The sequence below is a fragment of the Borrelia duttonii Ly genome (assembly GCF_000019685.1).
Lineage (GTDB): Bacteria > Spirochaetota > Spirochaetia > Borreliales > Borreliaceae > Borrelia > Borrelia duttonii.
In genome coordinates this window covers 31710-47253 of sequence record NC_011247.1, presented here as the reverse complement: position 1 = coordinate 47253, position 15544 = coordinate 31710, and the positions used below count along the sequence as shown (strand labels likewise).

The 15544-nt window shown below is 26.4% G+C and carries 12 protein-coding genes; 5 read left to right on the top strand and 7 right to left on the bottom strand.

The window, feature by feature from the left end; genetic code table 11:
- Positions 1 to 11: 11 nt before the first annotated feature.
- From BDU_RS04615 to BDU_RS04595, 5 genes are all read left to right on the top strand, one after another.
- Positions 12 to 1064, top strand: coding sequence for a hypothetical protein (locus BDU_RS04615; RefSeq protein WP_012539380.1), 1053 nt, complete (start codon positions 12 to 14; stop codon positions 1062 to 1064).
- A 145-nt stretch (positions 1065 to 1209) separates the two neighbouring features.
- Positions 1210 to 2349 carry an RNA-guided endonuclease TnpB family protein gene (locus BDU_RS04610; RefSeq protein WP_012539379.1) on the top strand — a complete coding sequence of 380 codons (1140 nt, stop codon included), beginning with the start codon at positions 1210 to 1212 and terminating at the stop codon, positions 2347 to 2349.
- A gap of 316 nt (positions 2350 to 2665) precedes the next feature.
- Positions 2666 to 3634, top strand: coding sequence for a hypothetical protein (locus BDU_RS04605; protein ID WP_012539378.1), 969 nt, complete (start codon positions 2666 to 2668; stop codon positions 3632 to 3634).
- A 308-nt stretch (positions 3635 to 3942) separates the two neighbouring features.
- Complete coding sequence (locus tag BDU_RS04600; RefSeq protein ID WP_012539377.1) at positions 3943 to 4737, top strand: hypothetical protein; 795 nt, start codon at positions 3943 to 3945, stop codon at positions 4735 to 4737.
- A gap of 198 nt (positions 4738 to 4935) precedes the next feature.
- On the top strand, positions 4936 to 5583 hold the full coding sequence (locus tag BDU_RS04595; protein WP_012539376.1) for a hypothetical protein: 648 nt from the start codon (positions 4936 to 4938) through the stop codon (positions 5581 to 5583).
- Between the two features lie 258 nt (positions 5584 to 5841).
- Here BDU_RS04595 and BDU_RS04590 read toward each other — a convergent pair whose 3' ends face one another.
- From BDU_RS04590 to BDU_RS04565, 7 genes are all read right to left on the bottom strand, one after another.
- On the bottom strand, positions 5842 to 6852 hold the full coding sequence (locus tag BDU_RS04590) for a BTA121 domain-containing protein surface lipoprotein (RefSeq protein WP_318250817.1): 1011 nt from the start codon (positions 6850 to 6852) through the stop codon (positions 5842 to 5844).
- 428 nt (positions 6853 to 7280) lie between these two features.
- Positions 7281 to 8837, bottom strand: a complete 1557-nt coding sequence (locus tag BDU_RS08550; protein ID WP_318250792.1) for a coiled-coil domain-containing protein — start codon at positions 8835 to 8837, stop codon at positions 7281 to 7283.
- Between the two features lie 233 nt (positions 8838 to 9070).
- Positions 9071 to 9559 (bottom strand): hypothetical protein, encoded by a 489-nt coding sequence (locus tag BDU_RS04580; RefSeq protein ID WP_012539374.1) that lies wholly within the window; start codon positions 9557 to 9559, stop codon positions 9071 to 9073.
- A gap of 442 nt (positions 9560 to 10001) precedes the next feature.
- Positions 10002 to 10799, bottom strand: a complete 798-nt coding sequence (locus tag BDU_RS04575) for a hypothetical protein (protein WP_012539373.1) — start codon at positions 10797 to 10799, stop codon at positions 10002 to 10004.
- Positions 10800 to 11592: 793 nt separating this feature from the next.
- Positions 11593 to 13107 carry a hypothetical protein gene (locus BDU_RS04570; protein WP_318250791.1) on the bottom strand — a complete coding sequence of 505 codons (1515 nt, stop codon included), beginning with the start codon at positions 13105 to 13107 and terminating at the stop codon, positions 11593 to 11595.
- On the bottom strand, positions 13028 to 13420 hold the full coding sequence (locus BDU_RS08545; RefSeq protein ID WP_318250790.1) for a hypothetical protein: 393 nt from the start codon (positions 13418 to 13420) through the stop codon (positions 13028 to 13030). Before BDU_RS08545 ends, BDU_RS04570 begins: the two co-directional genes overlap by 80 nt.
- A gap of 164 nt (positions 13421 to 13584) precedes the next feature.
- Positions 13585 to 15411 carry a hypothetical protein gene (locus BDU_RS04565; RefSeq protein WP_012539371.1) on the bottom strand — a complete coding sequence of 609 codons (1827 nt, stop codon included), beginning with the start codon at positions 15409 to 15411 and terminating at the stop codon, positions 13585 to 13587.
- Positions 15412 to 15544 lie beyond the last annotated feature (133 nt).

Sequence of the window (15544 nt, the reverse complement as noted above, 5' to 3'; positions counted from 1 at the left end):
GGAGGATATTAATGCAACGAGTTTATAGGTTAATATTTTTACTTAGTGTATTGATATTTAGTGTGTTGATATTATGTTGTAAACATTGGGGGGATGAGACTCATGGTACTAACCATGTATTGCATTCGAGTTTGGTTAGGGCTAGGCCTGAGTCAATCTCGTCGTCAACTGTAAAAAATGTTCAATCAAAATTTGCAGTGGATGATTTTGAAAATAAAAAGTTGAACTTGGATTTAGAAGTTGGCTTAACTCCAAGTGGTCATTTCGTCATAAATCAAGTAAGAACAACAGATTCAGATAAACCAAATTTAAAGACCAATGTGGTTGATTCATTGGGTAGTGATGTTTTAGACAAAGATGTTGAGAATCCTTCACAAGATAAGGAAGTTAATAAAGAAGAAGAGTTGGTTCAAGTAGAAGAAGAAACAGAAATATTGAAGAAAAATTATGCTATGTTGCAGGCAAAAATTGAAGAGCTTAAGGGCTTGTATTATTCTAGGCCTAGAATGTTTGATGAGAATATATTAAATAATATTGAACGTAAGTTAGATGCTAGTTATAGTGAATTATATAAAAATAATATTTATGCTGTTATTCAAGGCGATATGGAGATTTTAAGTAAACTGGATTTAATGCTCATATATTTGTTTTTAGTTTGGGATGGTAGTTATACTTATTTTCGTGATTTACTTAATGTTTTGCAACATCTTTCGATGTCTCTTATTTTTAGAATTATAAATGAGAATGGTTCTATTTTTGATAAATCTAATTTAGTTGCACTTCAGTCTAGTAAAGATGTATTGGGTCTTAAGGAGCTTGTTAGTAATTTAGATTCTATATGTTTAAAATGGAATAGGTTAGTAGGGCTTATTAAAGATCAAATTGTGCAAGCATCAATATTTTATCACAAAGACGAACTTATTAAACACTTGTCTCCTATTGTTAATTTATTTGTGCGTTCTGATAATTATAAGAATGATCCAATACGTTTGATTAAAGATGAGATTTTAGATTTAATCGAACAGGTTGAGACTCAAGTTTATAAATTAAAAGCCGAGGAGTAATTCACTATTATAATAGTTATAATTATTGTATGTGTTAATTTATCAAAAAATTAAAAAGAATACTCCACCTATAATTTCTATGAAATTTAGGTGGATATGAATTTGTAACGTAAGTTAAAATATAATATAATGATTTTAAAAAATAATGAGTGCTAATAAAGCTTATAAGTACAGAATATATCCCACCACCAATCAAAAGAAATATTTTTCAAAAGTATTTGGATGTGTAAGATTTTTGTATAACAAAATGTTAAGTGATAAGAAAGATTATTATGAAAAAAATAAGAAAAGTCTTAGTGTTAATCCAAGTAATTATAAAAATGAATTTCCATTCTTAAAGGAAGTTGATAGTTTGGCTCTTTGTAGCGCATGGATTGACTTAAATTCTGCGTATAGTAATTTTTTTAGGGAAATTAAAAAAGTAAATAGAACGCAAGGATTTCCTAAATATAAAAGTAAGAAAAATAGGCAAACCTTTAGAACTAATAATCAAAAAAACTCAATAAGAATAGAAAATGATTATATAAAGCTACCTAAAATAGGATTTGTAAAGTTGGTTCTACATAGGAAAATTAAAAGCAATGAAGTTATTAAAAATGTAGTAGTAGAAAAAGATACTGATGATAAATATTATATTTCAGTAGCAGTTGAGTGCTTAGATGTTAAAAATAACGATAAAACTAAATGCAATAACAATAAAAAAGAGATAGTTGGTATTGATATGAGTATGAGGCATTTTCTAGTAAGTAGTGAAGGTGAGAAAATCAATCATCCTAAATATTTACTAAAAAATGAACGCAAACTTAAGAAATGCCAAAGAAAACTATCAAAAAAACAAAAGGGCTCTAGGAATAGAGCTAAATCTAGGTTAAGAGTTGCCAAGTTGCATAGGAAAATTTCAAATCAAAGAAAAGATTTTTTACATAAATTATCTTATTATTTTGTAGCTAATTATGAAAATATAGCAATAGAAAACTTATCAATTAAAGGCATGCAAAAAGGAATGTTTGGCAAAAGTGTTAATGATTTAGGATGGCATGAGTTTGTAAGACAATTATCATATAAATCAGAGGGGTGCGGAGCCTATTTACATAAAGTTGATAGATATTTCCCATCAAGCAAGCTATGCAACAATTGCGGTATTAAAAATACAACCCTGAAATTAAGTGATACTAGGTGGACTTGTATCGGTTGTAATATTTTGCATGATAGAGATATAAATGCAGCTCTAAATCTTAAAGCTTATTATTATAAGGAAATAAAAACTAAGGCAGGAACTACCTGAAGTAAAGCTTGTGGACCATGCTCTAGTGGATGACCGTTCTTATAGAACCTAAAAAACTATCATGGGATGAAACAAGAAGCTATTTCTATAATCTTTGATTTAGAAATAGCAGTTCACTAATTAGTCTGCACTTAAGGCAGGCTTTTTTATTAGATATATTAGATTATAATTTTAATTAATAAAATTTAATTAAAATTGTTAATGATTTATGTGTTGTTTTGTAATAGTGGGGTAGAATGTATTACGTTAGAATATAGAGATATTTTCTAATTTTTAAAGGTTGATGGAGTAAAGACACAAAGGAGGATATTGATTTATGCAGCGAATTTATATGTTGGCATTTGTATTTGCTTTATTAATATTGTGTTGTAAGCAAGGTGGGGGAAAAATTGATAATACTGGAAGTAAAAGAGATGTCTCTAAGGACAGATCTGTAAGGACAATTAATTCTGATAGAATAGGAAAAACAGATGATTCATTGGTGGGGTCTACATTAGATAATCAAGGAGGTGGGGCTACATTAGGAAAAGATTTGCCAGGTGGTGGTGTTCAAGATAATGTAGTTGATCAAGGTATTGTAGTTGTGGGTGATAAGGGAGATGGTCAGGATAAAAAAAGCAAAACACTAGAAGAGGAATCTTATGATGCCTTTAAGACAAGCTTTGATAGGGTTAAAGCTTTGTATTATTATAGACCTGAGGGATTTAATGATTATATGCTAAGTGATATTGAGAGTGAATTTAATTTTGAGTATAGTTTACCTTTTAAAAATAATGTTTATGCTATTTTAAAAGGTGATATTAAAACTTTGCATAATCTACAAAAGATAGTGGTTAATAGTCATCCAGAGAAGGTTTTGGAAGAATATTTATCTAAAAATGAATCTCATGCTTTAATTTCTAAATTAAAAGATATTTCGGATCATATTATCCATAAACTTATAAATGGGCATTGGGGTGACTTTAGTAATTATAATTTATCTAAACTGGCAATTAGTAAAGATATTGCAGGTTTTAATTTTCTTAAAAATGGGCTAGATGAGTTTTGTGCAAAATGGGGAGAAATGACAAAATTAGTACAAGATGTCATTAATGATATGGCAAAATCAAAAGATAAAAATGATATTTTGCAAATATTAGGAACAATTACTAGCCTTATACCTTTAAATTCTAATCAACAATGTAATACTAGAATTTGTGCTGTTAAGAATGATTTGAATGTATTGCGAGTCAAGCTTGGTCGTAAGGTTGAGCAATTGATACGTGAAATATATTTATGGTTATAGTCTTGATGTATTTGTAAATCCTTTTGGATTTAAATTTATTAAATAACAAATAATTAAATAAATTGATAAAAATTAATAGTAAACTTATAATATGTAGGTTTACTATTAAAGTGATCTTTTAGTTTTGACTTTAGATAGATATTAGAAATTATTATCAATTTTTATATTATGTATAAATTTATAATAAAACTATATTATATTATTGTAATATAGTTTTATTATTATAATATAATGGATATGAAAATATATTACTTTAAGTAGTATGATGATGCTTAATCAGTATTGTAATTCAAAAATATAAAGGGGGAATGTTAGTGAAATGGAAATATTTTATATGTGTGATGATATTGGTGCTTAGTATTGTAATTTTAAAATGTCCATTGGGAAAGATAACAAATAATAATGATTTTTTATTAAATGGTGATTTAGATTCGTTTGATAATTTGAATGAAAAAAATAGATTGAATACTTTGGATGCTTATTCTGCATTACAGGTAAGTTTTGTGAAACTTAGAGATTCTTATATTTATACACCTGTAGGATTTGATGAGGCACAGTTTGATAGCATATTTCAATGGAATTCTACTATTAAAAGAGTTAAATATGGAATTTATTCTGTATTAAAGCGAGATATTGGAACTTTAAATAACTTAAATACAATAGTAACAAATTTGTCAAGTTCTTTTGATAAGAATTTAAAGTCGGTTGTTTCGGATTTGTTTATAGGGTTATGGGATATTGCAAGTAGTATCGATAGTGTTTTGGCTAGAAGAGGTTATATTTTAAGTGATGCTAATTTAATTATGATTAAGAGTAGTTCAAATACAGAAATTATTAATGATATTAGAGTTTCTTTAGAGCATATGCTTGAACTTAGAGAAGAGCTTGTAAGATTACTTCAAAATATAATAAATTCAGCAGCAATATTTGGTATTGATGCTTTAGATAGAATTGAAGAGAATTTGAGACCAATTACCACTTTGGCATTAGGTTCTACTGGTCTTGCATGTAGTACTAATCGAATTTGTGTGATTAATAATGAACTTAAAAGTTTAAGTAATCAAATTGAGGATAATGTGAGTAAATTAAAAAAAGAGAAGTGATTTTTATAATATTACTAATGTTAAAAGCTACTTATGTGATGCGTTATATATAAACATTTAATTATATATTGGAATTACATTTAGGCCTACAGTAAATTTTTGGGCTTTTTAATTATAAAATTTATGCATTTTATATGTGAGGCATTTATGCTTTAAACTATTGTAATAAATCAATATATAAAATACAATAAAATTGAAATGGAAAATCTTAAAATATCTTTATTGATTATTTTATATATGACATCTTTAATTCATCTATTTGCACAAGATAAAGTAAAGATAAAATTACCAATAGTGACAGAATGGGAAAATAAATTAAATGAATTGAAAAGTGATCCAGAATTTATAAAAGAAATCGAATATGTTAAATCTCTACCTGAAGGAATATATACCCCTTCACGTGATATATATGCTGAGGCAGATTTTAGAGTTTATTGTGAAGTTATTTTTGATACTACTAAATGTTATCCACCAGATGGTTATTTTGGAAAAGAATATGAACCTTTGTTTGCAAAAACATATAACTTTCTTAAAGTGCTCAAAAGGAAAGATCCAGCCAAAGTAATACATCTCATACGTACAATGAAGGATGTGGCTGGGAGTTTTGGAGATATACAAGAATATGATAATTGGTACATATACAATACTAAAGGTGTACAAGTTCTTGATAAACGTATGAAGGATATAGGCGAGGTATTAAAGATATATAGAAAAACAAAAAAACAATATTTTTCCTCAATGGACATGATTGATATTAATGATATGGATAATAGTATTGCTGAACTTATTATTCAACTTGAAGAAATACGCAAATCAATTGAATATGTAACTAAAAAAATGAGTTAAAAATAACAATATTTCTGCATTTAGCATTCAACACTAAGAACTGCTTAAATCGATTGAACATATAACCGATGAGATTATTGTATTATATGAATTTGAATAACAAATTGATTTATACCAATGTAATAAATTTTAATAATATCATTAACTTTGTAAAGCATAAGTGATAAACTCTTATAATACAAATAAAAAAGTCAGATACACCAGCATTCAGCTTTGATGTATCGACTTTATTTTTTTAATAATTATTTAAAACATCAATTATGAAGAAGTAATAATGTTGTTAAAAGCGTTTTTATGCAGCAGAATACGCTCTTGTAGTCCCAAAAATTGTGACCACTCTGGGCGATCTTTCATATGATCAAAATTCATATATATGTTTACTACATCAGACTCATATTGTTCCTTAGCGTTATTAAATTGAGTCTCCATCTCTTGTTTCTTATTTGTATCTTGTTCATTATCAATTACTAACATAACCGAATCTATTATTTTACGAAGTTCTGAAATCTTTTTACTAAAAGATGTTAAAAAATCTTCATTCAGATAAACGGATTCAATTATTTTGAATATAAGTCGAGTATAATGTCTATCTTTGTTTATTTGAGCAGTTTCCTCAGAAGGCTGGGTATTATCAATGATTTCTTTTATATATCGTATAAGTTCTTTATTTTCTCTTGTAGATGCAAAATCTACTGCTCTTATACGTTGATATTTAAATGTCTCAAACTTATTTTTTTGAATTAGGTTGTAAATCTTTATAATTTCAGCTCTATTAATTACAGGTCTACTATAAGAATCCCTTATTATTGACATATAATCATCTTCGATTTGTTTAAATTCTAGAAATAATTCTTGTTTTTTCTTGTCATTTTTTACAGCCCCAATAAATTTAATCACTTCTTTTATTTCATTCATAATACATAAAATGTTATCAGCTAAGTCTTTTAGCTCTAATCCTTTAAGACAGTCTATAAATTGATAAAATTCATTATTAGTATATTTATCTTCTTTATCAAAATCAACGACTATTCTGCGTAAATGTTGAATTGCTTTTATTTGTTGAGCTGACAATCCAAATTTGTTAACCAACAAATTTGTAAGTTCTTCGTTATTATTATTTGAATTTTGATCAAATTCATTACTTTCTTTGAAGCGAATTTTAAATTTTATATCTTCTCCATCTTCTTCGGTACTTATATCCACTAATCCTTTTAAATGACAGCTCCCAAACAGTCCCATTAATAATAGTACTAATATCTTTATCATCATGTTTTTCAAGATTAATTCCTCCTTTTTCTATAAAGACCTAATTTCATTACCCAATACTTAAAATTAGACAAACATTGCTTATACTTTATGCCATCTATATGTCATAAATTATCTCACCATCTAAATTAATTAAAATTAATTAAAAGACTACCTCCTTAATTACAAATTAAAACTATCAATAATTTACAATAGAAAATTATATATCACAATTAATTAATATCATAAATTAAATAATATTTTTTAATTAATGATATTAATATCGGATAATATATTACTGATTGCTTTTTTAATACAGTTTAATTAATTTGATTTTTATAGATACTATTTGATATAACAGTACAAAAGAATTTGTACTGTTATATTTTGTTCATAATTTATTCATTATATTATGTTATCTTTGTAAAAGGTATTTATAGCATTTCTGTAGTCTAACTTTCTTGAGGGATTACTCTTTTTATTATTGACCTAACATATGCCATACATTCACTAAAATAATCATTTGTAGTCTTAATTTCTTGTTGAAGGTCATCATCATCATTGATACTCTTAAAGACTTTATAATATTCTTCTGTTTCTGGTAATACATTAAACTGTTGAAATCTCACAGAATTTACACGTCTATGTATTTTATTTGCTGTTTCAAGTAATTTTTGTATATATTTCTTAAACTGATCCTTTATATTTGAAAGTTCTTCTATTGTTGCATTTATTTTTACTTTGTGAATATTGCGATATATATCATCTAACATATTTTGATAATTAAGGCTTGGTATCATTGAATTTATGTTATATAGGAAATTACTAGTAACATCTGAATATTCTTTCATTTTTTTATAATTTTCATCCTGCTTAGTATAATAGTCTTTTTGCTTTAATTTTTGATAAGCATCATATATTCTAGTTACACCCAATAATATTGGATATATTCTATCTTTATTATATTTAAAAGTAGCAGCAATAGCTTGGTCATTGAAATATTGAGTAAAGAAATGGCGATCTACTTCCATTAAAATGGAGAATGAAACCAAAGGTATTCCCAGCCCATGACCATAGGAGGCAGGAAACTTTTCATACCTATTAGAGTCCGTGATACTGTTGTTTGGGTTATTATCACTACTAATTTGTGAAGTTAATTGAAAAAGTTCATTCAAAATTGTCTCTTTTTCCTTTATTTCGTCTTGTAATATTCCTGATTGTGCATATAATAATTTTGCTTGTTCACTTTTTAATGTTTTTTTTGTATCTTTTAATTCTTGCTCTATTGTAGATTTTGCATGTTGCATCTCCTCGTATTTTAATAATGCTAGTTCTTCTTCTTGTTGTGCTTGTTGTATTTTTTCTTCTTCGTTTTCTGTCTGTTCTGCTTCTTCTAATTCTTCTAATTTATCATATGCCTTATTATATGCCTCTTCTGCTAATGCTTCTTCTTCTTGAGCTTTTAATAATTTTGATTCTAGTTCTTCTATTTTTTCTTCTATTGCTATTATTCCCCTTTCTGCTATTTGTTCCTCTAATTCTAATTGTTTTTTTCTTTTTTGTTCTGCTTCTTGTGCTTTTGCTACCCTTATTTCTTCTTGTTTTTGTCTTGCTAATTTTAGTTCTGTTTCTAGTTCTGATGTTAATCGTTGTGCTTCTTGTGTTTTTTCTTTTTGTAATTTTGTTTCCCTTATTTCTTCTTGTTTTTTTCTTGCTGATTCTAGTTCTGATTCTAATTGTTGTGCTTCTTGTGCTTTTTTGTCTTGTTTCTTTGCTTCTTGTGTTTTCTTTTCTAATTCTAATGGTTTTTCTTTTATTTTTTCTGTCGTATTTCTTGTTCCTTTTCTTAGTTTGTTTAATTTATCCTGTTTACTTTTTAAACTATAGGTGCTGTTTGTTGATTTTTGTATACCAAACGCCTTCTTCCAAGCTAAATTTTCTTGAGTAGCTTGGGAGCAACTTATTATAAAAATAACTAACGACCCGAATTTAATATAAAAACTCTTCATACCTAAAATATCTCCTTTTTTATTCAATAAGCATTACTAATAGTATGTATACCATGCAATGTTAAGTGTACACAAGTAATTAGCAAGTCATAAATTAATGACTCTTGGATAAATTGATATTATAAATTAATAATTTAATATTTACAACTTTATTGATGTGATAGTTAAAAATAGCGTGCTAATTGAAAATAGAAAGGCAATACTTGATAAGTTGCATTGCTATTTATAACGTATCAAGTATTATCATAAGGCCTTTTGGTGCGATGTAAGGTCCATTTAGAAGTAGACCTGTCAACTGATACTGCATACCAAATATGACGTACATTTTCCATATAATGTCTTTGTGGTATAAGAAATATTATAGTAGGTTTGTTTTTACTCATATACATATTATAAATTATAGGGTAGATATCAACATATCCTAGTTCACCAAATGTGTCTGCTTCATATGATGCATTGATAATTGGGTTTTGAAGTACTTTATTATTTTTTAATTGATATTCAAGTCCAGCAACATTTATTGATTGTTCATATGCTCCATTAATTTTTATTGTCAAAAACATTTTTTCAATATCATCCTTACAAATTTTTTCAATAATAGCTTTCATGTGTCTTAGTAGAGAATCTGCTTGTTCTTTAATAAGAGAATCAATAATATGTTGATCCTTTTTTGCATTTTTTATTTCCTGGTAAATATTTTGTTTAAATAAATATAAATCCATTACTTTCTATAAAGACCTAATTTCATTACCCAATACTTAAAATTAGACAAATATTGCTTATACTTTATGACATATAGATGAAATAAAGTATCTCACCATCTAAATTAATTAAAATTAATTAAAAGACTACTTTCTTAATTACAAATTAAAACTATCAGTAATTTACAATAGAAAATTATATATCACGATTAATTAATATTATAAATTAAATAATATTTTTTAATTAATGATATTAATATCGGATAATATATTATTGATTGCTTTTTAATACAGTTTGATTAATTTGATTTTTGATAATAGATGTTTTGATTTTTATAGATACTATTTGATATAAAAGTACAAAAGAATTTGTACTTTTATATTTTGTTCATAATTTATTCATTAAATGTTATTTTTATAAAAAATATTTATAGCATTTCTGTAGTCTAACTTTCTTGAGTGATTACTCTTTTATTAGTGACCTAACATATGCCATACATTTATAAAAATAATCATTTGTAGTCTTAATTTCTTTTTGAAGGTCATCATCATCATTGATACTCTTAAAGACTTTATAATATTCTTCTGTTTCTGGTAATACATTAAACTCTTGAAATTTCACAGAATTTACACGTCTATGTATTTTATTTGCTGTTTCAAGTAATTTTTGTATATATTTCTCAACCTGATCCTTTATATTTGAAAGTTCTTCTATTGTTGCATTTATTTTTATTTTGTGAATATTGCGATATACATTAGATAATGTAGCCTTATAACCACTAAGGTTTGGTATCATTGAATTTATGTTATATAGGAAATTACTAGTAACATCTGCATATTCTTTCATTTTTTTATAATTTTCATCCTGCTTAGTATAATAGCCTTTTTGCTTTAATTTTTGATAAGCATTATATATTCTAGTTACACCCAATAATATTGGATATAGCCTATCTTTGTTATAGTTAAAAACAGTAACGATAGCTTCGTCATTGAAACGTTTACGCAGGAAATAGTGATTTACTTTTAAAATCTGCAAAGAAACCAAAGGTCTTCCCATGCCATGATCATAGGAAGCATAAAACTTTTCATGCATATTAGAGTCCGTGATACTGTTGTTTGGGTTATCATCACTACTAATTTGTGAAGTTAATTGAAAAAGTTCATTCAAAATTGTCTCTTTTTCCTTTATTTCCTCTTCATTTTTTAATGTTTCTTCTGTATCTTGTAATTCTTGCTCTATTGTAGATTTTGCATGTTCCATCTCCTCGTATTTTAATAATGCTAGTTCTTCTTCTTGTTTTGCTTGTATTTTTTCTTCTTCATTTTCTGTCTGTTCTGCTTCTTCTAATTTATCATATGCCTTGTTATATGCCTCTTCTGCTAATGCTTCTTCTTCTTGAGCTTTTAATAATTTTGATTTTAGTTCTTCTATTTTTTCTTCTATTGCTATTATTCCCCTTTTTGCTATTTGTTCCTTTAATTCTTCTTGTTTTTTTCTTTTTTGTTCTGCTTCTTGTTTTTTTCTTGCTAATTCTAGTTCTGATTCTAATTGTTGTGCTTCTTGTGCTTTTTTGTCTTGTTTCTTTGCTTCTTGTGTTTTCTTTTCTAATTCTAATTGTTTTTCTTTTATTGTTTCTGTTGTGTTTCTTGTTCTTTTTCTTAGCTTGTTTAATTCATCCTGTTTACCTTTAAACTATAGGTGCTGTTTGTTGATTTTTGTGTACTAAATGCTTTCTTCCAAGCTAAATTTTCTTGAGTAGCTTGGGAGCAACTTATTATAAAAATAACTAACGACCCGAATTTAATATAAAAACTCTTCATACCTAAAATATCTCCTTTTTATTCAATAAGCATTACTTAATAGTATGTATACTATGCAATGTTAAGTGTACACAAATAATTAGTAAGTCATAAATTAATGACTCTTTAATAAATTGATATTATAAATTAATAATTTAATATTTACAACTTTATTGATGTGATAGTTAAAAATAGCGTGCTAATTGAAAAGATAAAGGCAATACTTGATAAGTTGCATTGCTAATTATAACGTATCAATAATTAGCATAGGGGTCTTTAGTGTGATGTAAGGTCCATTTAGGAGCAGATCTGTCAACTGATACTGCATACCAAATATGACGTACATTTTCTACGTAATGTATTTGTGGTATAAGAAATGTTATACTAGGTTTGTTTTTACTCATATACATATTATAAATTATAGGGTAGATATCAACATATCCTAGTCCACCAAATGTGTCTGCTTCATATGATACGTCTATAATTGGATTGTGAAGTATTTTATTATTTTTTAATTGATATTCAAGTCCAGCAACATTTGTTGATTGTTCATATGCTCCATTAATTTTTATTGTCAAAAACATTTTTTCAATATCATCCTTACAAATTTTTTCAATAATAGCTTTCATTTGTCTTAGTAGAGAATCTGCTTGTTCTTTAACAAGAGAATCAATAATATGTTGATTCTTTTTTGCATTTTTTATTTCCTGATAAATATTTTGTTTAAATAAATATTGACGTATTTCAGATAAATCATCATCAGAAAGATACAATTTGCATGATGCGCATTTATTAATAATATCATTGTTAAAGGTAACAGGTTCAACTGGTACTTGCTCTAGGAGAGGTTCTTGACTAATCTTTAATCTTTGATGATAAAATTTTTTATTAATATTTAAAACAATAGCATTATTGTAAAATGTTCCAGAATTATCTTTCGTTTTATGGTTTTTATTACCTACAATAAGCACTTTAGGATTAGCATTAAGAAAATACATGTTATAAAAGGTAGCATATATATGAAAATAATTGTTATTAATAATTTCATCAAAAGGTATTACTTGTTCGTATTGTGATAGAATCCTTAATTCTTTTATTCCATCCTCAATTTTAGAAAAATCTTTTGAATATCTGTGTATTTCTTGGGTAAAAAACTCTAAATTGTCTTCTATAAATTGATCAACTTGTCCTTTTTCATCCTTGCGTATATTACGCATGGGTCTAGGAATATCGGGCAGAGTGAAATACGATTTGACCATTTCTTCATGTATTTTACTTTCTAAGTGAGAAGATTTTATCTTATAAACATAATCAGGAGGTATGTTTTTAACAGATCTATCATTTATGCTTAAATCTATTTCCCAATTTTCTTTTTCTTTAGGCTGTAAAATCCATTCATTACTATTTTTAATGACATCAAGTTTTAATGTTTTTCTATAATATATATTATTACCTATTGCATTTTGTTTTTTATATATTTTATTTCCTACGAGATAAATTGACGGTTGTTTATGAGATATATAAAGATTATACATTACTGGATACATATCGGTATCGTATATTTCTCTTAAATAAGGACGATAATTAGTTTCTGATGATATGTTAAATCTACCCTTCTCATCAAGTTCTGAGGGTAAAAACGATAAGGGATTTCCAATCATTGTGTCTTCAAAATTAATCTTTAAAAATTCATTTATTTCGACTTGTACAGGAGCAACCATAGTTCCAGAATACCCCCGTTCGAGATCCAGATTTAATTTTTTGGACATAATCTCCAAATATAAAAACAGTGGGCGTAATACCATCCTCCTGTTTGCTAAATGTTTCTGAAAATTTTTTAATTTGTAACACAAGAGAATTTGCATGTTTTTTGACAAGAGATTCAATAAAAGGACGTTTTTCATTTAAATCTTGTAATTGTTTGTATACTTCGTATTTCATGATATATTCTCTAGATATGTATAAGTCATCACTAAGATTGGTTAAAGACTTAATGTCATTTTTTTTAAAATCTTTTATTTTATGTCTATCACAAGACAAAATAAAAAATATAAAAATAACTGTTGTGAAATACGTTCTCATAAAATTTTCCTTACATCAATATTAAATAGAATCTCGAAAGGTAATTTATATATTATATAATAACATTAATAATACTAAACGTATCAAATGAGTTGTATTTTATTTTGTACAGGGAAGTGAAATGAAAGGATTTAATATTCTTATTTTTTGACTAACGTTGACATTCAATTATTATCATAAGGCCTTTTGGTGCGATGTAAGGTCCATTTAGAAGTAGACCTGTCAACTGATACTGCATACCAAATATGACGTACATTTTCCGTATAATATCTTTGTGGCATAAGAAATATTATAGTAGGTTTGTTTTTACTCATATATATATTATAAATTATAGGGTAGATATAAGCATATCCTAGTCCACTAAATGTATCTGCTTCATATGATGCATTTATAATTGGATTGTGAAGTATTTTATTATTTTTTAATTGATATTCAAGTCCAGCAACATTTGTTGATTGTTCATATGCTCCATTAATTTTTATTGTCAAAAACATTTTTTCAATATCATCCTTACAAATTTTTTCAATAATAGCTTTCATTTGTCTTAGTAGAGAATCTGCTTGTTCTTTAACAAGAGAATCAATAATATGTTGATTCTTTTTTGCATTTTTTATTTCCTGATAAATATTTTGTTTAAATAAATATTGACGTATTTCAGATAAATCATCATCAGAAAGATACAATTTGCATGATGCGCATTTATTAATAATATCATTGTTAAAGGTAACAGGTTCAACTGGTACTTGCTCTAGGAGAGGTTCTTGACTAATCTTTAATCTTTGATGATAAAATTTTTTATTAATATTTAAAACAATAGCATTATTGTAAAATGTTCCAGAATTATCTTTCGTTTTATGGTTTTTATTACCTACAATAAGCACTTTAGGATTAGCATTAAGAAAATACATGTTATAAAAGGTAGCATATATATGAAAATAATTGTTATTAATAATTTCATCAAAAGGTATTACTTGTTCGTATTGTGATAGAATCCTTAATTCTTTTATTCCATCCTCAATTTTAGAAAAATCTTTTGAATATCTGTGTATTTCTTGGGTAAAAAACTCTAAATTGTCTTCTATAAATTGATCAACTTGTCCTTTTTCATCCTTGCGTATATTACGCATGGGTCTAGGAATATCGGGCAGAGTGAAATACGATTTGACCATTTCTTCATGTATTTTACTTTCTAAGTGAGAAGATTTTATCTTATAAACATAATCAGGAGGTATGTTTTTAACAGATCTATCATTTATGCTTAAATCTATTTCCCAATTTTCTTTTTCTTTAGGCTGTAAAATCCATTCATTACTATTTTTAATGACATCAAGTTTTAATGTTTTTCTATAATATATATTATTACCTATTGCATTTTGTTTTTTATATATTTTATTTCCTACGAGATAAATTGACGGTTGTTTATGAGATATATAAATATTATATATTATTGGATACATATCGGTATCGTATATTTCTCTTAAATAAAAACGATAACTAGGTTCTGATAATATGTGAAATCTGCCTTGATCATCAAGCTCTGAGGGTAAAAACAATAAGGGATTTCCAATCATTGTGTCTTCAAAATTATTCTTTAAATAATCATCTATTTCGACTTGTACAGGAGCAACCATAGTTCCAGAATACCCCGTTCGAGATCCAGATTTAATTTTTTGGACATAATCTCCAAATATAAAAACAGTGGGCGTAATACCATCCTCCTGTTTGCTAAATGTTTCTGAAAATTTTTTAATTTGTAACACAAGAGAATTTGCATGTTTTTTGACAAGAGATTCAATAAAAGGACGTTTTTCATTTAAATCTTGTAATTGTTTGTATACTTCGTATTTCATGATATATTCTCTAGATATGTATAAGTCATCACTAAGATTGGTTAAAGACTTAATGTCATTTTTTTTAAAATCTTTTATTTTATGTCTATCACAAGACAAAATAAAAAATATAAAAATAACTGTTGTGAAATACGTTCTCATAAAATTTTCCTTACATCAATATTAAATAGAATCTCGAAAGGTAATTTATATATTATATAATAACATTAATAATACTAAACGTATCAAATGAGTTGTATTTTATTTTGTACAGGGAAGTGAAATGAAAGGATTT